Annotated in this window: 22 protein-coding genes; 15 read left to right on the forward strand and 7 right to left on the reverse strand. The window is 46.5% G+C overall.

Translation table 11 applies throughout. The features are described 5' to 3' along the window. The first annotated feature begins 40 nt into the window (after positions 1 to 40). The 8 genes from lpxB to AK965_RS11380 all read left to right on the forward strand — a co-directional run bounded on the left by lpxB (position 41) and on the right by AK965_RS11380 (position 9,618). Positions 41 to 1,180: a lipid-A-disaccharide synthase gene (gene lpxB / locus AK965_RS11345; protein WP_099079717.1), complete on the forward strand. Its 1,140-nt coding sequence runs from the start codon at positions 41 to 43 to the stop codon at positions 1,178 to 1,180. A gap of 9 nt (positions 1,181 to 1,189) precedes the next feature. Continuing rightward, positions 1,190 to 1,828, forward strand: coding sequence for a ribonuclease HII (gene rnhB / locus AK965_RS11350; RefSeq protein ID WP_099079718.1), 639 nt, complete (start codon positions 1,190 to 1,192; stop codon positions 1,826 to 1,828). A 92-nt stretch (positions 1,829 to 1,920) separates the two neighbouring features. Next, the gene (gene dnaE, locus AK965_RS11355; RefSeq protein WP_099079719.1) at positions 1,921 to 5,400 is read left to right on the forward strand and encodes a DNA polymerase III subunit alpha; all 3,480 of its coding nucleotides are present in this window, start codon (positions 1,921 to 1,923) and stop codon (positions 5,398 to 5,400) included. A gap of 46 nt (positions 5,401 to 5,446) precedes the next feature. Then, complete coding sequence (accA, locus tag AK965_RS11360; protein WP_099079720.1) at positions 5,447 to 6,406, forward strand: acetyl-CoA carboxylase carboxyl transferase subunit alpha; 960 nt, start codon at positions 5,447 to 5,449, stop codon at positions 6,404 to 6,406. 76 nt (positions 6,407 to 6,482) lie between these two features. Further along, entirely contained in the window at positions 6,483 to 7,799 is a 1,317-nt protein-coding gene (gene tilS / locus AK965_RS11365; protein ID WP_099079721.1) for a tRNA lysidine(34) synthetase TilS, read from the forward strand. Between the two features lie 47 nt (positions 7,800 to 7,846). After that, the gene (locus AK965_RS11370; RefSeq protein WP_099079722.1) at positions 7,847 to 8,161 is read left to right on the forward strand and encodes a cytochrome c; all 315 of its coding nucleotides are present in this window, start codon (positions 7,847 to 7,849) and stop codon (positions 8,159 to 8,161) included. A gap of 139 nt (positions 8,162 to 8,300) precedes the next feature. Beyond that, positions 8,301 to 8,639 carry a nitrogen regulatory protein P-II gene (gene glnB, locus AK965_RS11375; RefSeq protein ID WP_172438132.1) on the forward strand — a complete coding sequence of 113 codons (339 nt, stop codon included), beginning with the start codon at positions 8,301 to 8,303 and terminating at the stop codon, positions 8,637 to 8,639. Between the two features lie 133 nt (positions 8,640 to 8,772). Next, complete coding sequence (locus tag AK965_RS11380; RefSeq protein ID WP_099079724.1) at positions 8,773 to 9,618, forward strand: endonuclease/exonuclease/phosphatase family protein; 846 nt, start codon at positions 8,773 to 8,775, stop codon at positions 9,616 to 9,618. Positions 9,619 to 9,636: 18 nt separating this feature from the next. Here the strand turns inward: AK965_RS11380 and AK965_RS11385 are convergent, their stop codons facing one another. The 3 genes from AK965_RS11385 to gloB all read right to left on the reverse strand — a co-directional run bounded on the left by AK965_RS11385 (position 9,637) and on the right by gloB (position 12,902). Then, positions 9,637 to 10,323, reverse strand: a complete 687-nt coding sequence (locus AK965_RS11385; RefSeq protein WP_099079725.1) for a YIP1 family protein — start codon at positions 10,321 to 10,323, stop codon at positions 9,637 to 9,639. Beyond that, positions 10,320 to 11,906, reverse strand: a complete 1,587-nt coding sequence (locus AK965_RS11390; RefSeq protein WP_099079726.1) for a LysM peptidoglycan-binding domain-containing protein — start codon at positions 11,904 to 11,906, stop codon at positions 10,320 to 10,322. The genes AK965_RS11385 and AK965_RS11390 overlap by 4 nt, the downstream gene beginning before the upstream one ends. A 237-nt stretch (positions 11,907 to 12,143) precedes the next feature. Next, positions 12,144 to 12,902 (reverse strand): hydroxyacylglutathione hydrolase, encoded by a 759-nt coding sequence (gene gloB, locus AK965_RS11395; protein ID WP_099079727.1) that lies wholly within the window; start codon positions 12,900 to 12,902, stop codon positions 12,144 to 12,146. A 35-nt stretch (positions 12,903 to 12,937) separates the two neighbouring features. Here gloB and AK965_RS11400 point away from each other — a divergent pair, with 35 nt between their 5' ends. After that, on the forward strand, positions 12,938 to 13,705 hold the full coding sequence (locus AK965_RS11400) for a class I SAM-dependent methyltransferase (RefSeq protein ID WP_099079728.1): 768 nt from the start codon (positions 12,938 to 12,940) through the stop codon (positions 13,703 to 13,705). Here the strand turns inward: AK965_RS11400 and rnhA are convergent. Continuing rightward, positions 13,702 to 14,166, reverse strand: coding sequence for a ribonuclease HI (gene rnhA / locus AK965_RS11405; RefSeq protein WP_099079729.1), 465 nt, complete (start codon positions 14,164 to 14,166; stop codon positions 13,702 to 13,704). The genes AK965_RS11400 and rnhA overlap by 4 nt on opposite strands. A gap of 58 nt (positions 14,167 to 14,224) precedes the next feature. Between rnhA and dnaQ the strand changes: the two genes are divergently transcribed. The 3 genes from dnaQ to AK965_RS11420 all read left to right on the forward strand — a co-directional run bounded on the left by dnaQ (position 14,225) and on the right by AK965_RS11420 (position 17,260). Further along, positions 14,225 to 14,947 carry a DNA polymerase III subunit epsilon gene (gene dnaQ / locus AK965_RS11410; RefSeq protein WP_099079730.1) on the forward strand — a complete coding sequence of 241 codons (723 nt, stop codon included), beginning with the start codon at positions 14,225 to 14,227 and terminating at the stop codon, positions 14,945 to 14,947. Between the two features lie 8 nt (positions 14,948 to 14,955). Beyond that, positions 14,956 to 16,206: a TIGR03503 family protein gene (locus AK965_RS11415; protein ID WP_099079731.1), complete on the forward strand. Its 1,251-nt coding sequence runs from the start codon at positions 14,956 to 14,958 to the stop codon at positions 16,204 to 16,206. Between the two features lie 790 nt (positions 16,207 to 16,996). Then, positions 16,997 to 17,260 (forward strand): DNA polymerase III subunit epsilon, encoded by a 264-nt coding sequence (locus AK965_RS11420; protein ID WP_099079732.1) that lies wholly within the window; start codon positions 16,997 to 16,999, stop codon positions 17,258 to 17,260. 106 nt (positions 17,261 to 17,366) lie between these two features. Here AK965_RS11420 and fadE read toward each other — a convergent pair whose 3' ends face one another. Continuing rightward, the gene (fadE, locus tag AK965_RS11425) at positions 17,367 to 19,811 is read right to left on the reverse strand and encodes an acyl-CoA dehydrogenase FadE (protein ID WP_099079733.1); all 2,445 of its coding nucleotides are present in this window, start codon (positions 19,809 to 19,811) and stop codon (positions 17,367 to 17,369) included. A gap of 358 nt (positions 19,812 to 20,169) precedes the next feature. Here fadE and lpcA point away from each other — a divergent pair, with 358 nt between their 5' ends. After that, positions 20,170 to 20,745, forward strand: coding sequence for a D-sedoheptulose 7-phosphate isomerase (gene lpcA / locus AK965_RS11430; protein ID WP_005436835.1), 576 nt, complete (start codon positions 20,170 to 20,172; stop codon positions 20,743 to 20,745). Positions 20,746 to 20,807: 62 nt separating this feature from the next. Beyond that, a complete protein-coding gene (locus AK965_RS11435; protein ID WP_099079734.1) occupies positions 20,808 to 21,653 on the forward strand; it encodes a class II glutamine amidotransferase in 846 nt (281 codons plus the stop codon). 87 nt (positions 21,654 to 21,740) lie between these two features. Here AK965_RS11435 and purN read toward each other — a convergent pair whose 3' ends face one another. Next, complete coding sequence (purN, locus tag AK965_RS11440) at positions 21,741 to 22,379, reverse strand: phosphoribosylglycinamide formyltransferase (protein WP_099079735.1); 639 nt, start codon at positions 22,377 to 22,379, stop codon at positions 21,741 to 21,743. 142 nt (positions 22,380 to 22,521) lie between these two features. Continuing rightward, the gene (gene purM / locus AK965_RS11445) at positions 22,522 to 23,562 is read right to left on the reverse strand and encodes a phosphoribosylformylglycinamidine cyclo-ligase (protein WP_099079736.1); all 1,041 of its coding nucleotides are present in this window, start codon (positions 23,560 to 23,562) and stop codon (positions 22,522 to 22,524) included. A gap of 178 nt (positions 23,563 to 23,740) precedes the next feature. Here purM and upp point away from each other — a divergent pair, with 178 nt between their 5' ends. Continuing rightward, positions 23,741 to 24,367 (forward strand): uracil phosphoribosyltransferase, encoded by a 627-nt coding sequence (gene upp / locus AK965_RS11450; protein ID WP_005445324.1) that lies wholly within the window; start codon positions 23,741 to 23,743, stop codon positions 24,365 to 24,367. The last annotated feature ends 24 nt before the right edge of the window (positions 24,368 to 24,391 follow it).

Below are 24,391 nucleotides of genomic sequence, written 5' to 3' on the forward strand. Positions count from 1 at the left end.
CTCCCTTATCCATAGTGCATAGGACACAATCGGAATGAACATGGAAAAACCATTACGTATTGGCATCATTGCCGGAGAACTATCAGGCGATACGCTTGGTGAAGGTTTTATCAAAGCGGTGAAAGAGCAGTACCCAAATGCGGAATTTGTTGGTATTGGCGGACCGAAAATGATCGCCCAAGGCTGTGAATCTCTTTTTGATATGGAAGAGCTCGCCGTCATGGGGTTGGTTGAGGTCTTAGGCCGTTTGCCAAGATTGCTAAAGGTTAAAGCTGAGTTGGTTAAGTACTTCACTCAAAATCCGCCAGATGTTTTTGTTGGTATTGATGCGCCGGATTTTAATTTACGTGTTGAGCTAGATTTGAAGAAAGCGGGTATCAAAACCGTGCATTACGTTAGCCCTTCCGTTTGGGCTTGGCGTCAAAAGCGTATCTTTAAGATTGAAGCAGCGACCAACTTAGTATTGGCTTTTCTACCATTTGAAAAAGCGTTTTACGACAAATTCAATGTGCCTTGTGAGTTTATTGGCCACACGTTGGCAGATGCGATTCCATTGCAGTCAGAAAAAGCGCCCGCTCGTGAATTATTGGGCTTAGAGCAAGATAAAAAATGGCTGGCCGTGTTACCTGGCAGTCGTGGTAGTGAACTGAAAATGTTGTCTGAGCCATTTATCGAAACTTGTCGACGACTGCATCAGACATTTCCCGAACTGGGGTTTGTGGTTGCGCTTGTTAACCCAAAACGTCGTGAGCAGTTTGAGCAAGCCTGGAAAGTTCTCGCACCAGAGCTAGATTTCAGACTGGTGGATGATACGGCCCGTAACGTGATTACGGCTTCTGATGTCGTCATGTTGGCGTCAGGCACGGTTGCGCTAGAATGTATGTTGCTGAAGCGTCCGATGGTGGTTGGCTACCGTGTGAATGCTGTTACTGCTTTCCTCGCCAAACGTCTGCTAAAAACAAAATACGTATCGTTACCTAACATCTTGTCTGATAGCGAACTGGTAAAAGAGTATTTGCAAGAAGACTGCACACCAGAAAACTTATTCAACGAAGTGTCTCGTTTACTAGAGAGCGATAACCAAAGAATGTTGGATAAGTTCACCGAAATGCACCACTGGATCCAAAAAAATGCGGATCAACAAGCCGCAAATGCGGTATTAACACTGATAGAGAAATAGAGATTTACCATGGCTGTGAAGGCAAAAACCACAAAAGCGAAAGTTGAGCTCCCACCGTTTGAATACCCACAAGGTTACCAATTGGTTGCTGGTGTGGATGAAGTAGGGCGTGGCCCTCTGGTTGGTGATGTGGTTACCGCTGCGGTCATTTTGGACCCGAATAATCCAATTGAAGGATTGAACGATTCAAAAAAACTCAGTGAGAAAAAGCGCTTGGCTTTGCTTCCAGAAATCAAAGAGAAGGCATTAGCCTGGTCTGTTGGCCGTTGTTCACCTGAAGAGATTGATGAACTGAACATCCTACAAGCGACCATGGTGGCGATGCAGCGTGCGATTGCCGGTTTGAAAGTTCAGCCAGATTTGGCGCTTATCGATGGAAACCGCTGTCCTGCGCTGCCAATGGACGCTCAAGCAGTGGTGAAAGGCGACTTACGCGTGGCAGAAATCAGTGCAGCATCCATCATTGCTAAAGTCGTACGTGACCAAGAAATGGAAGAGCTGGATAAACAATACCCGCAATTTGGCTTTGCGAAGCACAAAGGTTACCCAACCAAAGCGCACTTTGAAGCCATCGAACAGCACGGTGTGATCAACGAACATCGCAAGAGCTTTAAGCCAGTAAAGAAAGCCCTGGGCATCGAAGAGTAGACCAAATTCGGGATTGGCGTATAACGAGGTTATAATCCACGTCCCCTTTAGGTTAGAATTCCATAAAAGATTTAGTTACACGGTACCTGCTAATGTCAGATCCCAAGTTCATTCACCTTCGTGTCCATAGTGATTACTCGATGGTGGATGGTATCAACAAAGTTCCACCGCTAGTTAAGAAAGTCGCCGAGCTCGGCATGCCAGCAATGGCACTGACCGATTTCACCAACTTATGTGGTTTGGTGAAATACTACGGCACAGCACACGGTTGCGGTGTGAAGCCGATCATTGGTGCAGATTTCAAAATGCAGTCCGATGAATTTGGTGAGGAGCTGACACAATTAACCGTACTCGCAGCAGACAACACGGGTTATAAGCACTTAACGCTGCTGATCTCGAAAGCGTACTTACGTGGTCATGTCCAACATCAACCTGTCATTGATAAAGCTTGGCTTGCTGAGCTATCAGAAGGGCTTATTGTCCTTTCTGGTGCAAAAAACGGTGAGATAGGTAAAGCATTACTTAAAGGCAACCGCAAGCTTGTCCAGGATTGTGTTGAGTTTTATCGACAACACTTCGCCGATCGCTTTTATCTGGAGTTGGTTCGTACTGGCCGTCCAGATGAAGAGACCTATTTGCACTTTGCTGTTGAACTGGCAGAGCAAGAAGACCTGCCAGTGGTAGCAACCAACGAAGTGGTGTTCATCAGCGAAGATCTGTTTGATGCGCACGAAATTCGCGTGGCGATCCATGATGGCTATACCTTAGAAGATCCACGTCGTCCAAAAAATTACAGCCCAGAGCAGTACTTACGCACTGAAGAAGAAATGTGTGAGCTGTTTGCGGACATTCCAGAAGCATTGGAAAACAGTGTTGAGATTGCCAAGCGTTGTAACGTCACCGTACGTTTAGGTGAATACTTCCTGCCAGCCTTCCCAACAGAAGGGATGAAAGAGACCGAATTTTTGGTCATGAAGTCACGCGAAGGTTTGGAAGAACGTTTAGAATTCCTATTCCCAGATGAGAAAGAGCGCTTAACGCGTCGTCCAGAATATGACGAGCGCTTACAAATCGAACTCGACGTAATCAACCAAATGGGCTTCCCGGGTTATTTCCTGATCGTAATGGAGTTCATTCAATGGTCAAAAGACAATGATATTCCAGTAGGTCCGGGGCGTGGTTCTGGTGCGGGCTCGTTAGTGGCATATGCCCTGAAAATCACCGATCTTGATCCGTTGGAATACGATCTGCTCTTCGAACGTTTTTTGAACCCAGAGCGTGTCTCCATGCCCGATTTCGACGTCGATTTCTGTATGGATAAACGTGATCAAGTTATAGACCACGTAGCCGAAATGTATGGCCGTGACGCGGTGTCGCAGATCATCACCTTTGGTACCATGGCAGCGAAAGCGGTTATCCGCGACGTAGGCCGTGTACTTGGTCACCCATTTGGTTTCGTTGACCGCATCTCGAAGTTGATCCCGCCTGATCCGGGCATGACGTTGGAGAAAGCGTTCAAAGCTGAACCGGCGTTACCTGAGTTGTATGACGCGGATGAAGAAGTCAAAGAGCTCATCGATAAGTGTCGTATTCTAGAAGGTTGTACCCGAAATGCCGGTAAGCATGCGGGTGGTGTGGTTATTTCACCAACGACCATTACGGATTTTGCACCGATCTATGCGGACTCGGAAGGTCACTTCCCAGTGACTCAATTTGATAAAAATGACGTTGAAACCGCTGGCTTGGTTAAGTTCGACTTCTTGGGTTTACGAACTCTAACCATCATCGATTGGGCGCTTGGTCTGATTAATCCGCGCCTAGAGCAAGAGGGTAAAGAGCCCGTTCGTATCGAGTCAATACCTCTTGCGGATCCAGCCTCTTTCCGTTTGTTACAGAACTCAGAAACCACCGCGGTATTCCAGCTGGAATCGCGTGGTATGAAAGAACTGATCAAACGTCTTCAGCCTGACTGTTTCGAAGACATCATCGCACTGGTAGCACTGTTCCGTCCAGGACCGCTGCAATCAGGCATGGTAGATAACTTTATCGACCGTAAACATGGCCGAGAAGCGATCTCTTACCCAGATGAAAAGTGGCAACACGAATCACTAAAAGAGATCCTCGATCCGACTTACGGCATCATTCTGTACCAAGAGCAGGTTATGCAGATCGCGCAGGTTCTGTCCGGTTACACCCTTGGTGGTGCGGATATGCTTCGCCGAGCAATGGGTAAGAAAAAGCCAGAAGAGATGGCTAAGCAGCGTGCGACTTTTGAAGACGGTGCGATAAAGAATGGCGTCGACGGCGAGTTGGCGATGAAAATCTTCGACTTGGTAGAAAAGTTTGCGGGTTACGGCTTTAACAAATCGCACTCGGCCGCTTATGCACTGGTTTCTTATCAGACGCTTTGGCTGAAGACCCACTATCCGGCAGAATTCATGGCGGCGGTAATGACGGCCGATATGGATAACACGGAAAAAGTCGTTGGCTTAGTAGACGAATGTTTGCGAATGAAGCTCACCGTTCTACCGCCAGATATTAACTCAGGGTTGTACCGTTTTAACGTGGATGAAAACGGCGCGATTGTTTACGGTATTGGCGCGATTAAAGGGGTGGGTGAAGGTCCGATTGATGCGATTTTAGCTGCTCGCAAAAAAGGCGGATACTTTAAAGATCTGTTCGATTTCTGTGCGCGTATTGATCTGAAGAAAGTTAATAAGCGTGTGATTGAAAAATTGATTTACGCGGGCGCACTGGATCGATTAGGCCCTCATCGCGCCGCACTCATGGCCTCTTTGGATGATGCCGTAAAAGCGGCGAGTCAACACCATCAAGCCGAAGCGTTTGGTCAGGCCGATATGTTTGGCGTGCTGACGGATGCACCAGAAGAAGTGGAGCATAAGTACACACAAGTGCCAGCTTGGCCTGAAAAAATATGGCTAGAGGGTGAGCGTGAAACGCTCGGTTTATATTTGACCGGGCACCCAATTAACGCCTATCTGAAGGAACTGAACAAATACACCAGTTGTCGACTTAAAGACGCAACGCCGACACGTCGTGATCAATCGGTGACCATTGCTGGTCTCGTGATTGCCGCGCGTGTGATGACCACAAAGCGCGGAACCCGCATCGGTATCATGACGCTGGATGATCGAAGTGGTCGAATGGAGGTGATGCTATTTTCAGATGCACTTGATCGGTATGCAGAACTTCTCGAAAAAGATAAAATTTTGGTCGTATCGGGACAGGTCAGCTTTGATGATTTCAACGGTGGGCTTAAAATGTCAGCGCGTGAAGTGATGGATCTCGGCAGTGCACGTGAAAAATACGCCCGTGGTTTGTCAGTATCGATTGATGCAAACCAAATCAATGACAAGTTCTTCGAGCAATTTAGTCGTATTTTAGAACCGCATAAAGCCGGAACTGTCCCTATCAATGTATACTACCAACGTGCCGACGCCAGAGCGCGGTTAACATTGGGCACAGAATGGCGCGTGACGCCAAGTGATACATTACTAGAAGATTTACAACAGTTACTTGGTAAAGGCCAGGTAGAACTCGAATTTAACTAAAAAATTCAGCGCGATACGTAAGACGCTGAGTCAAAAGGATTCATAGATGAGCCTAAACTTTCTTGAATTTGAAAAGCCAATCGCAGAGCTAGAAGCAAAAATCGAAGCGCTACGCGATGTTTCCCGCCACGGTGGGGATTCTGCGATTGACCTGGATAAAGAAATCGAACAGCTTGAGAAAAAGAGCCTAGAACTGAAGAAAAAAACATTCAGTAATTTAGGTGCATGGGAAACAGCTCAACTGGCTCGTCACCCTCTACGTCCATACACGCTTGATTACATTCAGCATGTATTTGAAGAATTTGACGAGCTTGCGGGTGATCGCGCATTCGCTGATGATAAAGCGATTGTTGGCGGTATTGCTCGTCTTGAAGGTCGCCCTGTGATGATCATCGGTCATCAGAAAGGCCGTGAAACCAAAGAGAAGGTAAAACGTAACTTCGGTATGCCAAAACCAGAAGGTTACCGTAAAGCACTACGTCTAATGGAAATGGCAGAACGCTTCAAGATGCCAATCATCACCTTTATCGATACGGCGGGGGCATACCCTGGCGTTGGTGCAGAAGAGCGTGGCCAATCTGAAGCCATCGCAAAAAACCTTAAAGTAATGTCTGGTCTTAAAGTGCCAGTGATCTGTAACGTGGTGGGAGAAGGTGGTTCTGGTGGTGCATTGGCCATCGGCGTCGGCGACTACGTGAACATGCTTCAGTACTCTACGTACTCAGTCATCTCTCCAGAAGGTTGTGCATCAATTCTATGGCGTGATTCAGATAAAGCACCACAAGCAGCGGAAGCGATGGGCTTAACTGCCCCTCGTCTAAAAGAGCTGGGCCTTATTGATGAAATCATCGATGAACCACTAGGCGGTGCGCACCGTGACCACGTTCAAATGGCAGCTAACATGAAAGCAAACCTGCTTCGACAGCTTGAAGATCTTGAGCAGCTTGATCAAGAAACACTACTTGAGCGTCGTTATCAGCGTCTAATGAACTACGGTTACTGCTGATATCTCGCAAGAGAACGGATAAAATAGAAAGGGTTGGGCAAACGTCCAGCCCTTTTTTGTACCTATCGGATCGCTTATGGAATCGCTTTACCCACATGTTGCTCATGTACTAGACGCACATTACCAGCCTAAAACTAAGATCGTCTTGGCCTTCAGTGGTGGGGTGGATTCGCGTTTATTACTTGAACTGCTCAGCCGCTATCAACGAGCTCGCTCAGTGACTTGCCACGCAGTGTATGTTCATCATGGCCTGAGTGCCAATGCCGATGACTGGGCAGAGAAATGCGTCTTGTGGGCGAAGCAAGCCGGTATATCATGCACCATTGAGTGTGTCAGTTTAGACATCCATAGTGGTGAGAGCATTGAACTGCTGGCTCGTGAAGCGCGCTATCACGCATTAGCCAAGCATGTTCAAGACGGTGACTTACTCCTGACAGGTCAGCATGCGGATGACCAAGTAGAGACTTTCCTGCTTGCTCTTAAACGTGGAAGTGGCCCAAAAGGGTTGTCCTCAATGGCAGAAAGCATGCCTTTTTCGGGGGGCATGTTAGTTCGTCCGATTCTTTCAGTTCGTCGTGAGCAAATTGAACGTATCGCGCATCGCCTTGGTCTTGAATGGGTTGAGGACGAGAGCAACCAAGATACGCGCTATGATCGAAACTTCTTACGCCATCGTATTGTTCCAGAACTCGCTGCTCGTTGGCCGAATATTCATCAAGCCGTTCAACGCAGTGCTAGCTTATGTGCCCAACAAGAAGCACTGCTTGATGAGTTGTTAGGCGCCACTTTTGAACAAACGCTACACCCTGATTTTAGCTTGAGGATTGGCGGCCTAACCTCACACAGTGATCTTGCTCGTGCGCATTTGATTCGTATGTGGTTAGCAAAATTAAACGTCAATATGCCCAGTCAGACACAATTGAGTTTGATTTGGAATGAAGTCGCGTTAGCTCAGCAAGATGCGAATCCAAAGCTAAAGTTGAAACAAGGTGAAGTGCGACGTTTTCAACATCGACTTTATTGGGTCACCGAAACGGTAGACGTGAGTGCGTGGCAAAGTTCGCTTCAATTGGACGTTGCGTTACCGCTTCCTGAGCGGTTGGGAGAATTAACGCTGACTACGACATCGAATCAAGCCAATATTGCCTTACCACCCTATCCAGAGCGTCTAAGAGTGACTTTTAATCCTGAGGGACTCACTGCGCACCCAACCACACGGGGTCACAGTCGCAAGCTGAAAAAGCTGTTTCAGGAATACAACGTGCCAAGTTGGCTTCGTCGGAAAATGCCGATCTTGATGTATCAAGATCAAGTGGTGGCTGTGGCGGATTTGTTCGTTGATCAAGCCTTTGGCGGTCAGGATTGTGAGCTAGTGTGGCGCAAGTTATTGTAACTTATGACACAATGCTGGCTATAAATACAACAAATTCAGGTGAAGTAATGAAGAAAGTGATCATGGTCGCAGTGGTAGCGTTAACGATGATGAGTGGTCAAGCATTGGCATCCGGTGATGCAGCAGCTGGGCAAGCGAAAGCTGCGGTATGTGCCGCTTGTCATGGCCCAGACGGTATTGCCGTGATTCCGGGTTACCCAAATATAAAAGGTCAGAATGAGCAATATATCGTGAGCTCAATTAAGTCTTATAAAGATGGTCAACGCACGGGTGGCTTAGCGGCAGTTATGCAGGCACAAGCATCATTACTGTCTGACGCGGATATCGCCAACTTAGCGGCTTACTATTCAAGCCTTAAGTAATCGCAACACATTATAGAGACAAGGGCAGGGCAATGCTCTGGCTTTTTCAGTATTTTTACCTCGGAATTATGACAGGCATTGAATGTTGTGAGATGCTAACCGATAATATGCGCAAACGATTGAAGCTTAAGGGATGAACATGAAAAAGATTGAAGCGATTATTAAGCCATTCAAATTGGATGATGTCCGAGAAGCATTGGCTGAAGTAGGCATTACAGGGATGACTGTCTCTGAAGTCAAAGGCTTTGGTCGTCAGAAAGGTCACACAGAGCTGTACCGCGGTGCAGAATACATGGTGGATTTCCTTCCTAAAGTGAAGCTAGAAATCGTTGTGACTGAAGACGTAGCAGATAAGTGCGTAGACACCATCATCGAAACGGCACAAACTGGTAAGATCGGTGATGGTAAGATCTTCGTAACAGACATTGAGCGTGTGGTTCGTATCCGTACGGGTGAAGAAGACGAAGACGCGATCTAATCTCTATTCAGATAGATATTCGATTTCACTACGATATGTGATGAATATTTGATTAAGCTAAAAGGGAGCCTATGTATGGCTCCTTTTTCATTGGTTATCCCAAGCTCAGATTATTAATTGTTTAGGTTGGATTATGTTTAAGCGCTTTTTTCTTTCTCTCGCTTTTCTTAGTTTGGCGGCTGTGACTGCTTTTCATTTGGTGTTCATTGTGCCAGAGCAGCCACAAATCATTACTCAGACAGGCACGAAGATTATTCAAGAGATTCGCTGCATGGAGTTTGACGCGCCACAAGTGTTGGACAAGCACGGTGAACTGAATGTACTGGTGTGGAATATTTACAAGCAAAACAAAGAGAATTGGCAACAAGTGTTGAACTCACTCTCCGCTAATAAGCAGTTATTGTTACTGCAAGAAGCCAGCTTAACCGATGAGTTTAAAACTTGGCTGATAGAAGGGCATTGGGTCAGCAATCAAGTGAGTGCATTTAAGGCGTTAGGTAATGGCGCTGGCGTAATCACTATCGCCCAGGACGAACCTATTCGAGCCTGCGCTTACACTTCAAAAGAGCCGTGGCTACGATTGCCTAAGTCCGCGTTGTATAGTAAGTATCTGTTGAGTAATGGTCAAACCTTAGCGGTGATCAACATTCACGCTATTAACTTCACGGTGGGGACAGAAGAGTACACGTCTCAACTTACAACGCTTGAAAAGGTGCTTAAAGAGCACAAAGGTCCGGTTTTGTTTGCGGGAGACTTTAACAGCTGGAGTGGGGAGCGTATTGCTGCGATGAAGAAAGTCCTACACAAAGCTAACTTGCAAGAAGTCCAGTTTAGCCCGGATAACCGAACCCAGTTCATTAATGGCTTACCGCTTGATCATATTTTTTATCGAGGGCTGATGTTCAAAAATGCGAAAGCGCCGCAGAGCGACGCTTCCGATCATAACCCATTATTGGTATCGTTTACGCTTAACGACTAGTCATTGTATTTCAAACGCTTAAGCAATAACGATGTACAATGCCCAAATCACGTAGAACGCCATCCATGGCAGGCTAGCAATAACAAGAGCCTGTCCGCGTTCGAACTCAGTCCAAGTCAGTACGATACCGTAGCCCAATACTATGTACCAAGGCAGAAGCAGTGGTAGTGAGCTAGCAAAGTGAGACCATTCGCTGGTTAGCGGTAGCTTTAGTAGACCATTTAAGCTGTTTAAATCGGCAGCGTATGTCATCACCTGACCGTGTTTAAGCAGCAGACTCGCATAGCTTGCAATATCTCCCAAAACGGCAGGAAACAGAATTGCACACGATGCAGCAAACCATTTCCAGTAACCGTATTGTTGTTTACTTGCTTTCGTTGCTAAGAAGAACCAAAGCGCCAGCAGTAGCAATGTCGCAAAGCGGTTAAATACATCATTAATGATCGCCGTGGCCATCAAGGTGTTTGGTTCCAACAGCTCAATCTGCTTTGGATCGATCTGTTGGAACTGAGCGGTGAGCTGCTCACTCAACCAAGTAAAATCGACATTCGAGAAATAGGCCCCCCAAAATAGAAATGGACTGATCACCAACACGATGAAAGGTTGCCATCCCCAGCCTCCACGCTGATACAGCGCTAAGAAGCAAGATGTTGGAGAACGGAAAATATCCAACAACATTACAAGAGGGTTACTCGATGGGTTCATACACTTACCTTGGTTACGTCAACATACAACTTAAGCTTCTGACCTGGTTTCAGGTACTGCTGCTTTTGAAGAGAATTCCATTTCACGATGTCGTTGCTCTTCACCTTAAACTTGCTCGCAATGCCGCTGATGGTGTCGCCAGAACGCACATTGTAGAACACAGTGCGAATGACTGCGCCTTTGTCGGAGTTCTTCCAGATCACCATTTTTTGGCCAACGCGTAAGGTGTCTTTTGGCCCCATGCCGTTCCATTTCGCCAGAGACTGATGAGAAACTTTGTTCTCTTTTGCAATGGACCACAAGCTCTCACCAGATTGAACAACGTGAGTCAGCTTAAATTGACCACGAGCTTGAGATTGCGTTTTGTTTAAGCGATTCTCGGCACTTAACGCATACTTAGAGTCGTCTTTGGTTGAGGTTGGGATCAGCAGGTACTGACCAATGCGGATATTATTGTTCGATAGGCCGTTTGCACGACGAATCACTTTGGTTGTTGTACCGTATTTGTTGGCTAGCATGCTCAGAGAGTCACCTGACTTCACTTTGTAGCGCGCCACTTTTACACCCTTACCACGATTTTTATTCACTTGAGCAAGGAATTGATCCTTTTTCTCTACTGGAATGAGAAGCTGGTGTGGACCATCCGGTGCGGTAGACCATTGGTTGTAAGCTGGGTTGTAACTTTGCAATTCTTTAACCCCAATACCGGCATAATCTGCGGCAATAGCCAGATCGAGCTGTTCTTTTGGATCAATAAGCGTGAGCACTGGCTTGTTAGGAATCGCAGGAATATCGATACCATATTTCTCTTGGTTCGCGACAATGTCCGCTAAGGCAAGGAGTTTAGGTACGTAGCTACTGGTCTCTTTTGGTAGATCCAAAGAGAAGAAATCGGTTGGCTTACCTAGTTTCTTGTTTTTACGAATCGCACTGGATACACGACCGCCGCCACTATTGTAGGCTGCAATGGCGTGCTGCCAGTTGCCATCAAAACGCTTACTTTGCTGTTCTAGGTAGCTAAGAGCAGCATCAGTAGACGCGGAAACATCACGGCGGCCGTCGTACCAATAGTTTTGCTCAAGCCCCATCATTTTGCCGGTACCAGGAACGAATTGCCACAGGCCTGCGGCACTACCGTGCGAGTAGGCAAAGGCATCAAATGAGCTTTCTACGACCGGTAAAAGCGCCAGTTCCATGGGTAGACCACGTTCTTCGATTCGTTTGGTAATCATGTACAAAAACGGCTCTGCGCGTTTAGATACAGTGCGAAGGTGGCTTGGGTGCTTTAAATACCAAGTGCGGTAATACGCAACTTTTTTGTTGTCTGGGATGTCCATGTCCAATTGCATAGCGATACGTTGCCATACATCCTCTTGATCCTGAGGAGCAATCACTTTTGGCGTCGGTTTTGCCGTTTCCTTCGCGACAGGTTGCTTTTTAGAGGAATCAGCCTGAGCTTTGTCTTGTTTTACAATTTGCTCAGGGTTATTGGTTTCTTGGGTTGGAGAGTTGGTCGAATCTGGTTGAGCTAATTGACAGCCAGATAGCAGTAACGTCAACGCCAAAGTGTACTTTAAACGCATGGATTAAACCTATTGAGGACCTATTATCGACACTTACCCATTGTTAAGCGAGGTAGCCGTCAGATATTAGGCATCTTCTAACACTAAAGGACGAGGGCAATGCCTCAATTATGCGCTTGGGTATAATGCAATCAGGTTTACATTACCCCAAACACAATAGAAGCGCCGGAGGCGCTTCTATAAAAAATTAAGCTGAAGATAATACTTGTGTCCGATAAAGTTACAAGTAAAAAATGGTTAAAATTCGTTCTTCCATTCACGCAGAGCCGCAAAAACCGAGCATGGATCGCTATTTTCGATGCGGTTCGCGACCGATTTTACTATTTCTGGCTGAGTGGTACGTAGGAATGGGTTAATCCATTTCTCTTTGCGTAGTGTGGTTGGAATCGTTGGAATGTTCTGTGCGCGCAGACGGTTCACATCATCGCGATATTGGCGTAAGTGGTCATTGTCGGGCTCTACAGCAAGGGCAAAGGCGACGTTGCTCGCGGTATATTCATGTGCACAGAAAACTTCGGTCTCTTCTGGTAGTGCTGCAATTTTACTCAGGGATTCGAACATTTGCTCGTGCGTTCCTTCAAACACACGACCACACCCTGCAGAGAACAGCACATCACCACAGAACAGCTTACCGTCACCCACATAGCCAATGTGACCTAACGTGTGACCAGGCAGCCCTAGCACCATAAAGATTTCACCGAATAGCTCAAGCTTATCGCCTTCTTCCATCGCATTGGTTAAGGTTGGGATTGGCTCTGCCTTTGGTCCTACAACCGAAACGTGAGGAAACGCACGAACCAAATCTGGAACGCCGCCGATGTGATCGTTGTGGTGGTGTGTAATTAGGATTGCTTCTAAAGTTAACTCGTTAGCCTGTAGATATGCCAATACTGGTTTTGCATCGCCTGGGTCGACCACGGCACAACGTTTCTGGCTATTTTGTATCAGCCAGATGTAATTATCATTAAATGCAGGTATGCTTTTGATCTGTAACACGATTCGTTCTCCGTCACCCTATTAGCAGGTGGTAAATGAAACCAGCACTCAGCAACAAAACTATCCAGCACCCATCGACTTGGTCAGACATGAACAATGGCCCTTGGGTATATGAGTCAATCCAAACCCGACTTGACGAATGGTGCCCGAAATTGTTCGGCTACCACATGTTAAAATTGGGCGGGTTGAGCTGCGAGTTAACCAGTTGTAATTGTAACATTCAACACCAAGTTAACGTAGATATCCAGAACCCGTTGCATAATGTCATCGCAGATGGTTACGAATTACCCTTTTTAGAGAAAAGCTTTGATGTTGTCCTGCTAGCTCATCAGCTTGACTATGCAAGTGACCCCCACCGACTGTTGCGAGAAGTGGATCGCGTGATGATGGATGACGGTTACCTTATTATTACCGGATTCAATCCGTTCAGCTTCACGGGCGTTGCGAGCTTATTACCTTGGCGTAAAAATAACTTGCCATGGAGTAGTCGTATGTTCACCTCTAACCGCATTAAGGATTGGTTGGGCGTGCTGAACTATCAGGTGATCCATTGCGATCGCTATGCATTGTTTCCAATGATGCGTTATAAAACGTTATGGACGTGGTTAGAAAACAGTTTGGGAGATTGGGCTTCATCAGCAGGAAGCTTGTATTACATCGTTGCTCGTAAGCGAACTTACCCTCTTCAACCTATCAAGCCACATTGGCGTATGAAAAGAAAGCTTGCGCCATTGGGAGTCATGAATCGAGAGGGTAATACGGTTAGGAAAGTATCTAACGAGAAATTTAGGTCAGCAGTCTAAGATGGCTGATAACCGGTGTCTTCTTCGGTTGGATTTTCAGCGGCTGTACGTGCAAGTTCATCACAGATTTCATTTTCTCGATGACCTGCATGGCCTTTTACCCAGCGCCAATCGACGTGATGGCGAGCGGTTTCTTTGTCTAGCGCTTGCCACAAGTCGGCATTCTTTACCGGTTTTTTATCTGCGGTTTTCCAACCACGTTTCTTCCAGTTGTGAATCCACTGCGTAATGCCTTGGCGCACATATTGGCTATCGGTGGTTAATGTAACTTGGCAAGGCTCTTTAAGCGTTTGGAGTGCGACCACTGCGGCCAACATTTCCATGCGGTTATTGGTGGTCAGGGTGTAACCTTTAGCGAGGGTCTTTTCCGTTTGCTTGTAACGTAAAACGATGCCGTATCCACCTGGGCCAGGATTTCCTAAACAAGATCCGTCTGTGAAAATCTCAACGTGTTTGGTCATATTTTTGGTACTATTAGCCGAATCATTTAATAAAGCATAGTCTGACACACATAACCTTATGAATACCAGCAGCAATTCTGAACATAATCGTATTGTCGTTCTCGATACCGAAACCACGGGTATGAATTTAGAAGGTGGTCCACACTACATGGGCCATCGCATCGTTGAAATCGGTGCCGTGGAGATCATCAACCGTAAGCTGACTGGTCGTCACTTCCATGTCTACCTCAAGCCGGATCGTGAAATTCAGCCAGAAGCAATAGGCGTTCACGGTATTACCGACGAGTTTTTGGTCGACAAGCCCGACTATGCAAGCGTTCACCAAGAGTTCTTAGACTTCATTAAAGGTGCCGAACTGGTTGCCCACAACGCGCCCTTCGATACCGGTTTTATGGATTACGAGTTTGAAATGCTCGATCCAAATATCGGTAAAACGGATGATTATTGTAAGGTGACCGATACCCTTGCCATGGCGAAGAAAATCTTCCCGGGCAAGCGAAACAACCTCGATGTATTGTGTGAACGTTATGGCATTGATAACTCACACCGTACTCTCCACGGGGCATTGCTCGATGCGGAGATTCTAGCCGACGTTTACCTCCTAATGACGGGTGGTCAAACGAGTCTAGAATTCAATGCCAACAAAAAAGAGGGTGAAGCAGAAGGCATTCGTCGCGTAGAAGGAAGAAAAGGGCTAAAGGTTTTGCGTGCAAGTGCCGATGAACTAGATGCACACCAGAAAAGATTAGAGCTGGTGGATAACTGTATCTGGCACTTATAGGAGAAGCTATGTTGAGGGCTTTGTCGATCGCTGTTTTAGCGATCTGGAGTTGTTTTGCGTTTGCTGCGAGCGAGTCCGCCATGTCTTTGTTAGATAACCGCTTTCGAGTTGACCCAAGCATCGAGCAAATCACCTTTTTGGTTTATCGTGAACAAAGCTCTCAGCCAGTTGTATTAGTACGCCCGGATGGTAAAAAGTATTATGCATGGGGTACTTACGATAACGTACGCTGGTATCAGGAGTCCTCTTTAGACATTATTTCTATAGACAGCCCAATGCCAGGTCCATGGCAAGCGGTGGGCAAAGTGACCCCGAAAAATAACATTCGCTTGATTTCACACCTTAAGCTCAGCACGGATGTATTCCCAACCCGTCTTTATAAAAGCGAAGCGCTGAAGTTCACCTCACGTTTAACCTCCGATGGTATGCCGCTGGTACTGCGTGATTTTTTGGATCGCGTTAACCTGCGTGTGACCTTTACCAAATTTGTTGAGAACGAAGATCAACTGATTAAGGAAGCGCGACCAATCCCGATGGTGATTGGTGAGTTCTCCGATGATGGCCGAGGTTTGGATGAAAGAGCCGGCGATGGCGTATTTACGGTTCAGTTACCCATTGATGCAGAGCCGGGCAAATACCGCGCGCGTATCACTTCCGGCAACGGAGTATTTCTACGAGCGCAAGAGCAAGTCGTTTTGGTGTATCCAACGCCAGTTACACGTACTTTTATCCAATCACGCCACCCAGACCAACCTCATCAGCTGGTGGTCAGCGGTGAGCAGGGGATGATCACTCCCGGCTCAATTGCCGTTAACATTGAGCAAGAAGCACCGGATGGTTTCATCAGTTACAGCCAAGGTCAAGTGTCGGCTGACGGCACGAAAACCACGCTTAAAATGGATAACGACCCGGAATTAGGTAAATACGCCTGGAAAGGGGAAATCTTTGCCACCGATTTAGCCACCAAACGTTCACTGGTCTTCCCAATTGAGGAGCAAGGTTTTAGTGTTGTGGATGAAATTAACCTAGAAGTTGCTCGTAAAGCCAAAGAAGCCGAACTGGCAGAACAGCACCGTATTGAGATGGAGAAACGTATCCTCGCCGAGCGCGAAGCGGAACGTAAGCGCAGCATGATCATCATTGCGGTTGGTAACGTCATCGTTTTGATACTGGTGGTATTGCTGTGGGTAGTATGGTCTAAACTGCGAGCAAGGCGTGAATCCATCCCAGAGATGCAATTGGAAGTCCCGAAGAAATAATATTGAAGATTTAGACTGAAAAGCGGAGCTGATGAGCTCCGCTTTTTTGCTTGATATCCAAATCAACTTAGGGAGTGTTTTTCGTACTAAACACCCTAGATAACATCTCTATTTCATCTTGGTTTAATATTGGATGAATGTTATTGTTAGATTTGTTAATTCTTTGTAATTCTTCATTTAAAGCCAGTTTTTGCGTCTTACTTAGCCGAGAAATCTCTTTAAGTAAGAGCTTAAAGTTTTCTTCTGTCATACGATTACGATTTGTAATAACAGGACCATCAGGTAGTGGTCTGTTGTTTTTTTGGTTACACAGCAATCAATTAGCCAACTGAGTTGCTTTTATTAGGGAACCGAGAAGATAAGTCACCAGCAACTTCTAAATGTAGATTAATTGTTATTGATGCGTAATAGAAGATATATTGCTCCCATTTCACAGTGCAACTGAGTGTAAACATGAGTGATTCTGTGAATTTGTTGTTGGAGTGAGATGGTTATAAATAATTGGGGATACTTTTGAGCCCCCCTGTGCGTACAGAAGTTTGATAACTGGAAGTGAGTCGTCATTCTAGCGAGCTCCAGCGAGACTAAGAATCTGCCATCAACGTACTGGGATGTTTGAGGCTTCATTCAATAGAGCCGCTTGAGAATAAACTCTAAATCACGAAAGCAATCACTCCACTATTCATGCCATTATCTATGTTAAACTCACGCCATCAGCTATATGAATGACTTCTCATTTGTTTACCTGAGGGCAGCAATTGGGCTGCTGTTTATTATTAAAGGCATAAAAATGAGCAAATTAAGTTCAGCTGAACGTAAAGCACGTGACAACGAACGTTTCTCGCAACGCGTGAGTGAACGTCGTGAAAAAGGTGAAGATGTCGTCGCGTACGCATTGGCGAATAAAAAAGCGGTGAAGTTCTTGAGCAAGTCAGAAAAGAAAGTACTGAACGAACGTAAAGCGACGCTTCAAGAAGAACTTAAGCTGAAAGAGCAGGAAGAACTGCGCAGAATTGAACAGTCGTTTATTGTTGAAGAAGATAACAAAGAATAAACGCTTCTCTAGCTAAGACCATGCTCTGTTTTGCTGAGATTCAATACAAAACGGGAGCCTCTGCTCCCGTTTTACGTTCCTATTGATCGTTTAGGCCATTAACCACTTAAGCGACGTGCTCCATCTGTGGGTAAAGCGGCTTTGCGGCCAAGACCTCTGGCTCAAAGTCGTCTACGTTGATGGTGTCAAGGCGATGCTGCTCTGCTTCTCTCAGTAGATCCGCTTCTTCTTGCGTGATCAAACTTTGGTCAAGACCTTCTTGAGCAATCATATCCAAACGTAGGAATGGACGACGTTTGCCTTGTGCTTTACATACCTTGTCGAACACAGGTTCAGCTTGAAGAATCACAGATAGCGCAAGCTCAATCTTACCCGCAGCGTTGTGCTCTGTTGGTTCTAGGTACTGACCTCGACCAATGCGTGAACGTGTTGCACTTGGCGTTTGTAAAATACGTGCTACTTTGCTGTCTAGCTTATCGTTTGGTGCTTTACGAACGCGACCAAATGGCATGATCAACACGCGCAGTGCTCGGCCAATCACCTTGTTCGGGAAGTTCGCCAGGAACTCATCAATCGCTACTTCTGTCTGCTTCAAGCTGTCTTGCAAGCCCCAATGCACCAGTGGCAAATCTTCGACAGGACGACCATCTTGTTCGAAGCGTTTTAGCGTTGCAGAGCTTAGGTATACCTGGCTAAGAATATCACCAAGACGTGCAGACAGACGCTCTTTACGCTTCAATGAACCGCCTAGGACAGCCATAGAGATATCGGATAGCAAGGCAAGGTTGGCGCTGTAGCGGTTCAATTGTTGGTAGTAACGTTTAGTTGCATCCTTGGTTGGTGATGAAGAACCCAGACCGTCACTTAGGCCGAACCAGATGCTTCGTACTAGGTTACTCATGGTAAAGCTCACGTGACCCGCTAGCGCTTTATCGAATTTCTCAACGGCATCGCCTGCGTCTGAGTACGCTGCGTTCATTTCTTCTAGAACATAAGGATGGCAACGGATCGCACCTTGGCCATAAATAATCATTGAACGAGTCAGGATGTTAGCACCTTCTACCGTTACCGCAATCGGGGCACCTTGGTAGCCACGCGCTAGGAAGTTAGAAGGACCCATGCAAACCCCTTTACCACCGACAATATCCATCGCATCGATGATGCTTTGCTGACCACGGTGTGTACAGTGGTACTTCACGATAGCCGAGATAACCGATGGTTTCTCACCTAGGTCGATACCTGCCACGGTGAGGTTACTCGCAGCGTCCATCACGTAGGCGTTACCACCAAGACGTGCTAATGGCTCTTCAACGCCTTCCATGTGGCCGATAGGCTGTTTGAACTGACGACGAATACGCGAGTAAGCACCCGTTGCCAATGCTGCCGTTTTGATGCCGCCAGTTGAGTTAGAAGGCAGCGTAATACCACGACCGACTGATAGACACTCAACCAGCATACGCCAGCCTTGGCCTGCCATTTTCTCGCCACCGATGATGAAGTCCATCGGTACAAAGATGTCTTTACCGCGTGTTGGACCATTTTGGAATGGCACGTTAAGCGGGAAGTGACGGTTACCTATCTCAACGCCTTTTAGATCCGTTGGGATAAGCGCACAAGTGATACCGAGATCTTCCTGGTCACCTAATAGACCATCTGGGTCACGCAGTTTAAACGCCAGACCAAGTACGGTTGCGACTGGCGCAAGCGTAATGTAGCGCTTGTTCCAAGTTAGGCGCATGCCCAATACTTCTTCGCCTTCCCATTCGCCTTTACATACCACACCGAAATCTGGAATTGCGCCCGCATCGGAGCCAGCCTCTGGGCTGGTTAGGGCGAAACATGGGATCTCTTTACCTTCGGCGAGGCGAGGTAGGTAGTGATTCTTTTGCTCTTCTGTACCGTAGTGTTGCAGTAGCTCACCAGGGCCTAATGAGTTGGGAACACCAACAGTTGATGACAGAACGCCAGACACACCGGTTAGTTTTTGCAGGACCAAAGATTGCGCATACGCTGAGAATTCTAGGCCACCGTATTTCTTCTTGATGATCATGGCGAAGAATTTGTTGTCTTTCAGGTATTGCCATACTTCTGGTGGCAAATCAGCCAGTTCATGCGTTACTTGGAAGTCACTCACCATGGCACAAACTTCGTTGACGGGACCGTCTAGGAAGGCTTGCTCTTCTTTGCTTAGTTTAGGCGCCTTGATGGCGTGAAGTTTATGCCAATCCGGTTTGCCTTTGAACAGTTCTGCTTCCCACCAGACCGTACCGGCATCTAATGCTTCTTTTTCGGTTTGAGACATGGCAGGCAGCACTTTCTTAAATAGTGCTAGTGCTTTGCGGCTAATAAGGGATTGGCGAATGCCTGAAACGGTGAACACGGCAATCGCAGACACGTAAACTGCCCAGCCTATGAGGCCTACAGAGCCCGCGATGGTCAGCGCTAACATGACGGCAGTAAGCAGGCTAACGGATTTTACGAGCGACATTCTATGGTAAAGCGTAATGCCTAACACAATTGTCAGCGCTACGATTGAGAGCAAGATATCCATATGTTTATTTCCTTTTCAGACTTTATTAATGTTGTACGTCCGCATCCTGGAAAGAGGTCTAACCAGTTCTTGTAAGTGTAATCAAAATATTAAAGAAATGTAAAACACGATATTGGGTAAAAAGTGATCTAGGTAGAGCTAAAATTCTAAAGTTGAGATTTGAATGGTGATTTCGTAAGCAGGTTGGCAAGTTTATTACCATGATGAATCCAAATCTGCCGGTTCGCTATCGACACTAATTCTCGTTTGTGGGTAAACTCTGACTAATGAAATGTTCGGTGCGAGGTTCGCATCAGTTCAAATGCCGAGTGGGAATGCCATTTCACCACTGAGGCCGAAATAATAAAGAGAACGTCCTATGTACCAAGATCTGATTAGAAGTGAATTAAACGAAGCTGCTGAAGTCCTGAATAAGTTTTTAAGTGATGATCACAACATCGCACAAATCGAAGCAGCAGCGAAAATGATTGCGGACTCATTTAAGCAAGATGGTAAAGTATTGTCATGCGGTAACGGTGGCTCACACTGTGACTCGATGCACTTCGCTGAAGAGCTAACAGGTCGTTACCGTGAGAACCGCCCAGGTTACGCGGGGATTGCGATTTCAGATCCAAGCCACCTTTCTTGTGTGAGTAATGACTTCGGTTATGATTTCGTATTCTCCCGTTACGTAGAAGCGGTTGGCCGCAAAGGCGATGTGCTATTTGGTCTATCAACGTCTGGTAACTCAGGCAACATCCTAAAAGCGATTGAAGCTGCACAAGCGAAAGGCATGAAGACCATCGCACTAACAGGCAAAGATGGCGGTAAGATGGCTGGTCTTGCAGACATCGAAATTCGCGTACCACACTTTGGATACGCAGACCGTATTCAAGAAGTACACATCAAAATCATTCACATCATCATTCAGTTGATTGAAAAAGAGATGGAATAAAAAGGATGCTAACGTCGAAGGTGCGGTGTTGGCGTGTTTTAAGGTAAGGAGTTCGTTTAACCATGTGTGAATTGCTCGGCATGAGCGCAAATGTTCCAACCGATATTTGTTTCAGTTTTACAGGATTGATGCAGCGCGGTGGCCGTACAGGGCCGCATCGTGATGGTTGGGGGATCACTTTCTATGAGGGAAAGGGGTTTCGCACTTTCAAAGATCCAAACCCAAGTTGTGACTCTAAAATTGCTGAATTAGTGCAGAATTACCCGATCAAAAGTCGTGCGGTGATCAGTCACATCCGCCAAGCGAACCGAGGTGGGGTAAATTTAGAAAACACCCATCCGTTTACTCGAGAACTTTGGGGGCGTTATTGGACGTTTGCACACAATGGCCAACTTACGGATTACCACGAATTAGATTCTGGCCGGCACCGTCCTGTTGGGCAAACTGACAGTGAAATGGCGTTTTGCTGGCTATTAAAGCAAATGGAAGACAAGTTCCCTGAACCACCTCAGGATATGGAAGCGGTCTTTATCTATGTCGCAAAGTGCTGCGATAAGCTGAAAGAGAAGGGCGTGTTTAACATGCTGCTCAGCGACGGTGAGTTTGTGATGACTTACTGTACCAACCATTTGTATTGGATCACTCGTCGTGCACCATTTGGTAAAGCAGCCCTGTTGGATGAAGATGTAGAAATCAATTTCCAAGAAGAGACGACGCCAAATGATGTGGTTTCTGTGATTGCGACTCAGCCGCTAACTGGCAATGAGACATGGCATCGAATGAAGCCAGGTGAGTACGGTTTATTCCATGTTGGTGAATTGGTATTGAACAATGCTAAGGCACTAGAAGATGTGCCATTTGCTGCACCGAAGCCGGGCAACCAAGCGCCGACGGAGCCCTTGGAGTGATGGTTTTCTCGCAGTAGAGCATTCGAATAAAACAAAAGGCAGCCTGTGATGGCTGCCTTTTTTGTGTTTGTCGTTTGGAGTTAATAACTACTCGTCGGCATAGCCGTGTTCACCAAGCTCGAAACCATCGAGATACGCTTTGCCATCTCTCATCGATAGTCTTTCATCGACTAACCACTTAGTGACCATTGGGTAGATGTTGTGCTCTTGAGTTTGCACACGGGCAGCGAGGGCATCTGCATTATCATCTACAAACACTGGTACTTTTGCTTGCAGTATAACCGGGCCGCCATCGAGTTCTTCTGTCACAAAGTGAACACTGGTGCCGTGCTCTTTATCACCCGCATCAATCGCGCGCTGGTGGGTGTGTAAACCAGGATACTTTGGCAGAAGAGAAGGGTGGATGTTGATCATTTTACCCATATAGTGGGAAACAAACGCGCTGCTCAGAATGCGCATGTAACCTGCGAGAACAATCACGTCCGGTTGGTATTCATCGATTCGCTTCATCAGTTCAGCATCAAAGTCTTCACGTGAGTCGAATGCTTTTGGATCGATAAAGTGACCGTTCACATCAAACTGTTTCGCTCGTTCCAAACCATAAGCGTCAGCTTTGTTGGAGAACACCGCTGCGACTTGTGCATTTGGTCTACTGTCTTCGCAAGCTTCCAAGATGGCTTGCAGGTTACTGCCGTTACCCGAAATGAGGACCACAATGTTTTTCATGATGTTGAGACTGCCTTGGTATTGTAGGTTTGAAGCGCGTATCCGCTAAATTACCTACTATTAGAATGGTTTTCGATGTTCCAGATAGCAGAATGAGGACGTGGCGTCCTCATTCATATCTTTATGTAGCGCAACTCACAAGTTATTGGATTTCAACTTGCTCTTCATTGGCTTCAGCTTGAGCGATTTCACCAATCACCCATGCCTTTTCGCCTTCTTCTTTTAGAAGTGCAACGGCTGCGTCTGCTTGGTCTTTAGGTAGTGCAACGACTAGACCAACACCACAGTTGAACGTACGGTACATTTCGTGCGTTTCAACGTTGCCTTTCTCTTGTAGCCATTTGAAGATGATTGGCCATTCCCAGCTGTTACCGTCGATCACGGCTTTTGTGCCTTCAGGCAGTACGCGTGGGATGTTTTCCCAGAAACCACCACCAGTGATGTGAGAGATCGCGTGGATGTCGTGCTGCTCAATCATCTTAAGTGCTGATTTGATGTAAATCTTAGTTGGTTCTAGTAAGTATTCACCAATAGTACGGCCTTCTAGCTCTTCGTTCTTGTCTGCGCCAGACACTTCTAGAATCTTACGGATCAGAGAGTAACCGTTTGAGTGTGGACCGCTTGAGCCAACGGCGATAAGAGCATCGCCAGCAGCTACTTTCGTGCCGTCAATCACGTCTTCTTTTTCTACTACTCCAACACAGAAGCCAGCAACGTCGTAGTCTTCGCCTTCGTACATGCCCGGCATTTCAGCGGTTTCACCACCGATAAGTGCACACCCTGCTTGAACACAGCCATCAGCGATACCAGACACCACGTCTGCCGCTGTGTCTACGTCTAGCTTGCCTGTTGCGTAGTAATCTAGGAAGAACAGTGGCTCAGCACCTTGCACGATTAGGTCGTTGACACACATAGCCACAAGATCGATACCGATAGTGTCGTGCTTGTTCATATCCAGTGCTAGGCGAAGTTTTGTGCCTACACCGTCGGTACCAGAAACCAGTACAGGCTGTTTGTATTTAGTTGGTAATTCGCACAATGCGCCAAAACCGCCGATACCACCCATTACTTCAGGGCGACGAGTACGTTTTACCGCACCCTTAATACGATCTACAAGTGCGTTGCCCGCATCAATATCTACACCAGCGTCTTTATAGCTAAGAGAAGAGTTATTACCACTCACAGTGAAGTCCTCGGGTTGAAGTTGGATATGAAAACGGCGCTATTCTAACAGTGCTTAAATACAGATAGCAAACGTTTGCGTTAGTTTTTTTCTTCAGCGATCTATCCTTATAACACTGCAAAAATAGTGTATAATCTGAAGGTTTATTTAAATATTGCCATAAAAGCCGGAGATGGAAATGAAAGTTGTTGAAGTAAAACACCCTCTAGTAAAACACAAAATTGGTCTAATGCGAGAAGGTGACATCAGCACGAAGCGTTTTCGTGAGTTAGCGACAGAAGTCGGTAGCCTTCTTACTTACGAAGCGACAGCAGACTTTGAAACAGAAAAAGTAACCATTGAAGGTTGGAACGGTCCTGTAGAAGTTGATCAAATCAAGGGCAAGAAAGTAACCGTAGTGCCAATCCTGCGTGCAGGTCTAGGTATGATGGATGGCGTTCTTGAGCACATGCCAAGCGCACGTATCAGTGTTGTAGGTATCTACCGTGATGAAGAAACGCTAGAGCCAGTGCCATACTTTAACAAACTTGCTTCTAACATCGATGAGCGTATTGCTCTCGTTGTTGATCCAATGCTTGCAACGGGCGGTTCTATGATCGCAACTATCGATCTTCTAAAAGAGAAAGGGTGTCAGGCAATCAAAGTACTTGTTCTTGTAGCAGCTCCTGAAGGCATTGAAGCACTAGAAAAAGCACACCCTGACGTTGAGCTGTACACGGCGGCAATCGATGAGAAGCTAAACGACAAAGGTTACATTGTTCCTGGACTTGGTGACGCAGGTGACAAGATCTTCGGTACTAAGTAATTATTACTGAATAGAAAAAACAAA

Origin of the sequence: Vibrio sp. PID17_43, assembly GCF_002608565.1 — a bacterium.
Classification (GTDB): Bacteria; Pseudomonadota; Gammaproteobacteria; order Enterobacterales; family Vibrionaceae; genus Vibrio.

Excerpts from the sequence above, each read along its gene's own strand:
- lpxB (WP_099079717.1), top strand. The coding sequence starts at position 41 with ATGGAAAAACCATTACGTATTGGCATCATTGCCGGAGAACTATCAGGC.
- rnhB (WP_099079718.1), top strand. The coding sequence starts at position 1,190 with ATGGCTGTGAAGGCAAAAACCACAAAAGCGAAAGTTGAGCTCCCACCG.
- dnaE (WP_099079719.1), top strand. The coding sequence starts at position 1,921 with ATGTCAGATCCCAAGTTCATTCACCTTCGTGTCCATAGTGATTACTCG.
- accA (WP_099079720.1), top strand. The coding sequence starts at position 5,447 with ATGAGCCTAAACTTTCTTGAATTTGAAAAGCCAATCGCAGAGCTAGAA.
- tilS (WP_099079721.1), top strand. The coding sequence starts at position 6,483 with ATGGAATCGCTTTACCCACATGTTGCTCATGTACTAGACGCACATTAC.
- AK965_RS11370 (WP_099079722.1), top strand. The coding sequence starts at position 7,847 with ATGAAGAAAGTGATCATGGTCGCAGTGGTAGCGTTAACGATGATGAGT.
- glnB (WP_172438132.1), top strand. The coding sequence starts at position 8,301 with ATGAAAAAGATTGAAGCGATTATTAAGCCATTCAAATTGGATGATGTC.
- AK965_RS11380 (WP_099079724.1), top strand. The coding sequence starts at position 8,773 with ATGTTTAAGCGCTTTTTTCTTTCTCTCGCTTTTCTTAGTTTGGCGGCT.
- AK965_RS11385 (WP_099079725.1), bottom strand. The coding sequence starts at position 10,323 with ATGAACCCATCGAGTAACCCTCTTGTAATGTTGTTGGATATTTTCCGT.
- AK965_RS11390 (WP_099079726.1), bottom strand. The coding sequence starts at position 11,906 with ATGCGTTTAAAGTACACTTTGGCGTTGACGTTACTGCTATCTGGCTGT.
- AK965_RS11400 (WP_099079728.1), top strand. The coding sequence starts at position 12,938 with ATGAAACCAGCACTCAGCAACAAAACTATCCAGCACCCATCGACTTGG.
- rnhA (WP_099079729.1), bottom strand. The coding sequence starts at position 14,166 with ATGACCAAACACGTTGAGATTTTCACAGACGGATCTTGTTTAGGAAAT.
- dnaQ (WP_099079730.1), top strand. The coding sequence starts at position 14,225 with ATGAATACCAGCAGCAATTCTGAACATAATCGTATTGTCGTTCTCGAT.
- AK965_RS11415 (WP_099079731.1), top strand. The coding sequence starts at position 14,956 with ATGTTGAGGGCTTTGTCGATCGCTGTTTTAGCGATCTGGAGTTGTTTT.
- AK965_RS11420 (WP_099079732.1), top strand. The coding sequence starts at position 16,997 with ATGAGCAAATTAAGTTCAGCTGAACGTAAAGCACGTGACAACGAACGT.
- fadE (WP_099079733.1), bottom strand. The coding sequence starts at position 19,811 with ATGGATATCTTGCTCTCAATCGTAGCGCTGACAATTGTGTTAGGCATT.
- lpcA (WP_005436835.1), top strand. The coding sequence starts at position 20,170 with ATGTACCAAGATCTGATTAGAAGTGAATTAAACGAAGCTGCTGAAGTC.
- AK965_RS11435 (WP_099079734.1), top strand. The coding sequence starts at position 20,808 with ATGTGTGAATTGCTCGGCATGAGCGCAAATGTTCCAACCGATATTTGT.
- purN (WP_099079735.1), bottom strand. The coding sequence starts at position 22,379 with ATGAAAAACATTGTGGTCCTCATTTCGGGTAACGGCAGTAACCTGCAA.
- upp (WP_005445324.1), top strand. The coding sequence starts at position 23,741 with ATGAAAGTTGTTGAAGTAAAACACCCTCTAGTAAAACACAAAATTGGT.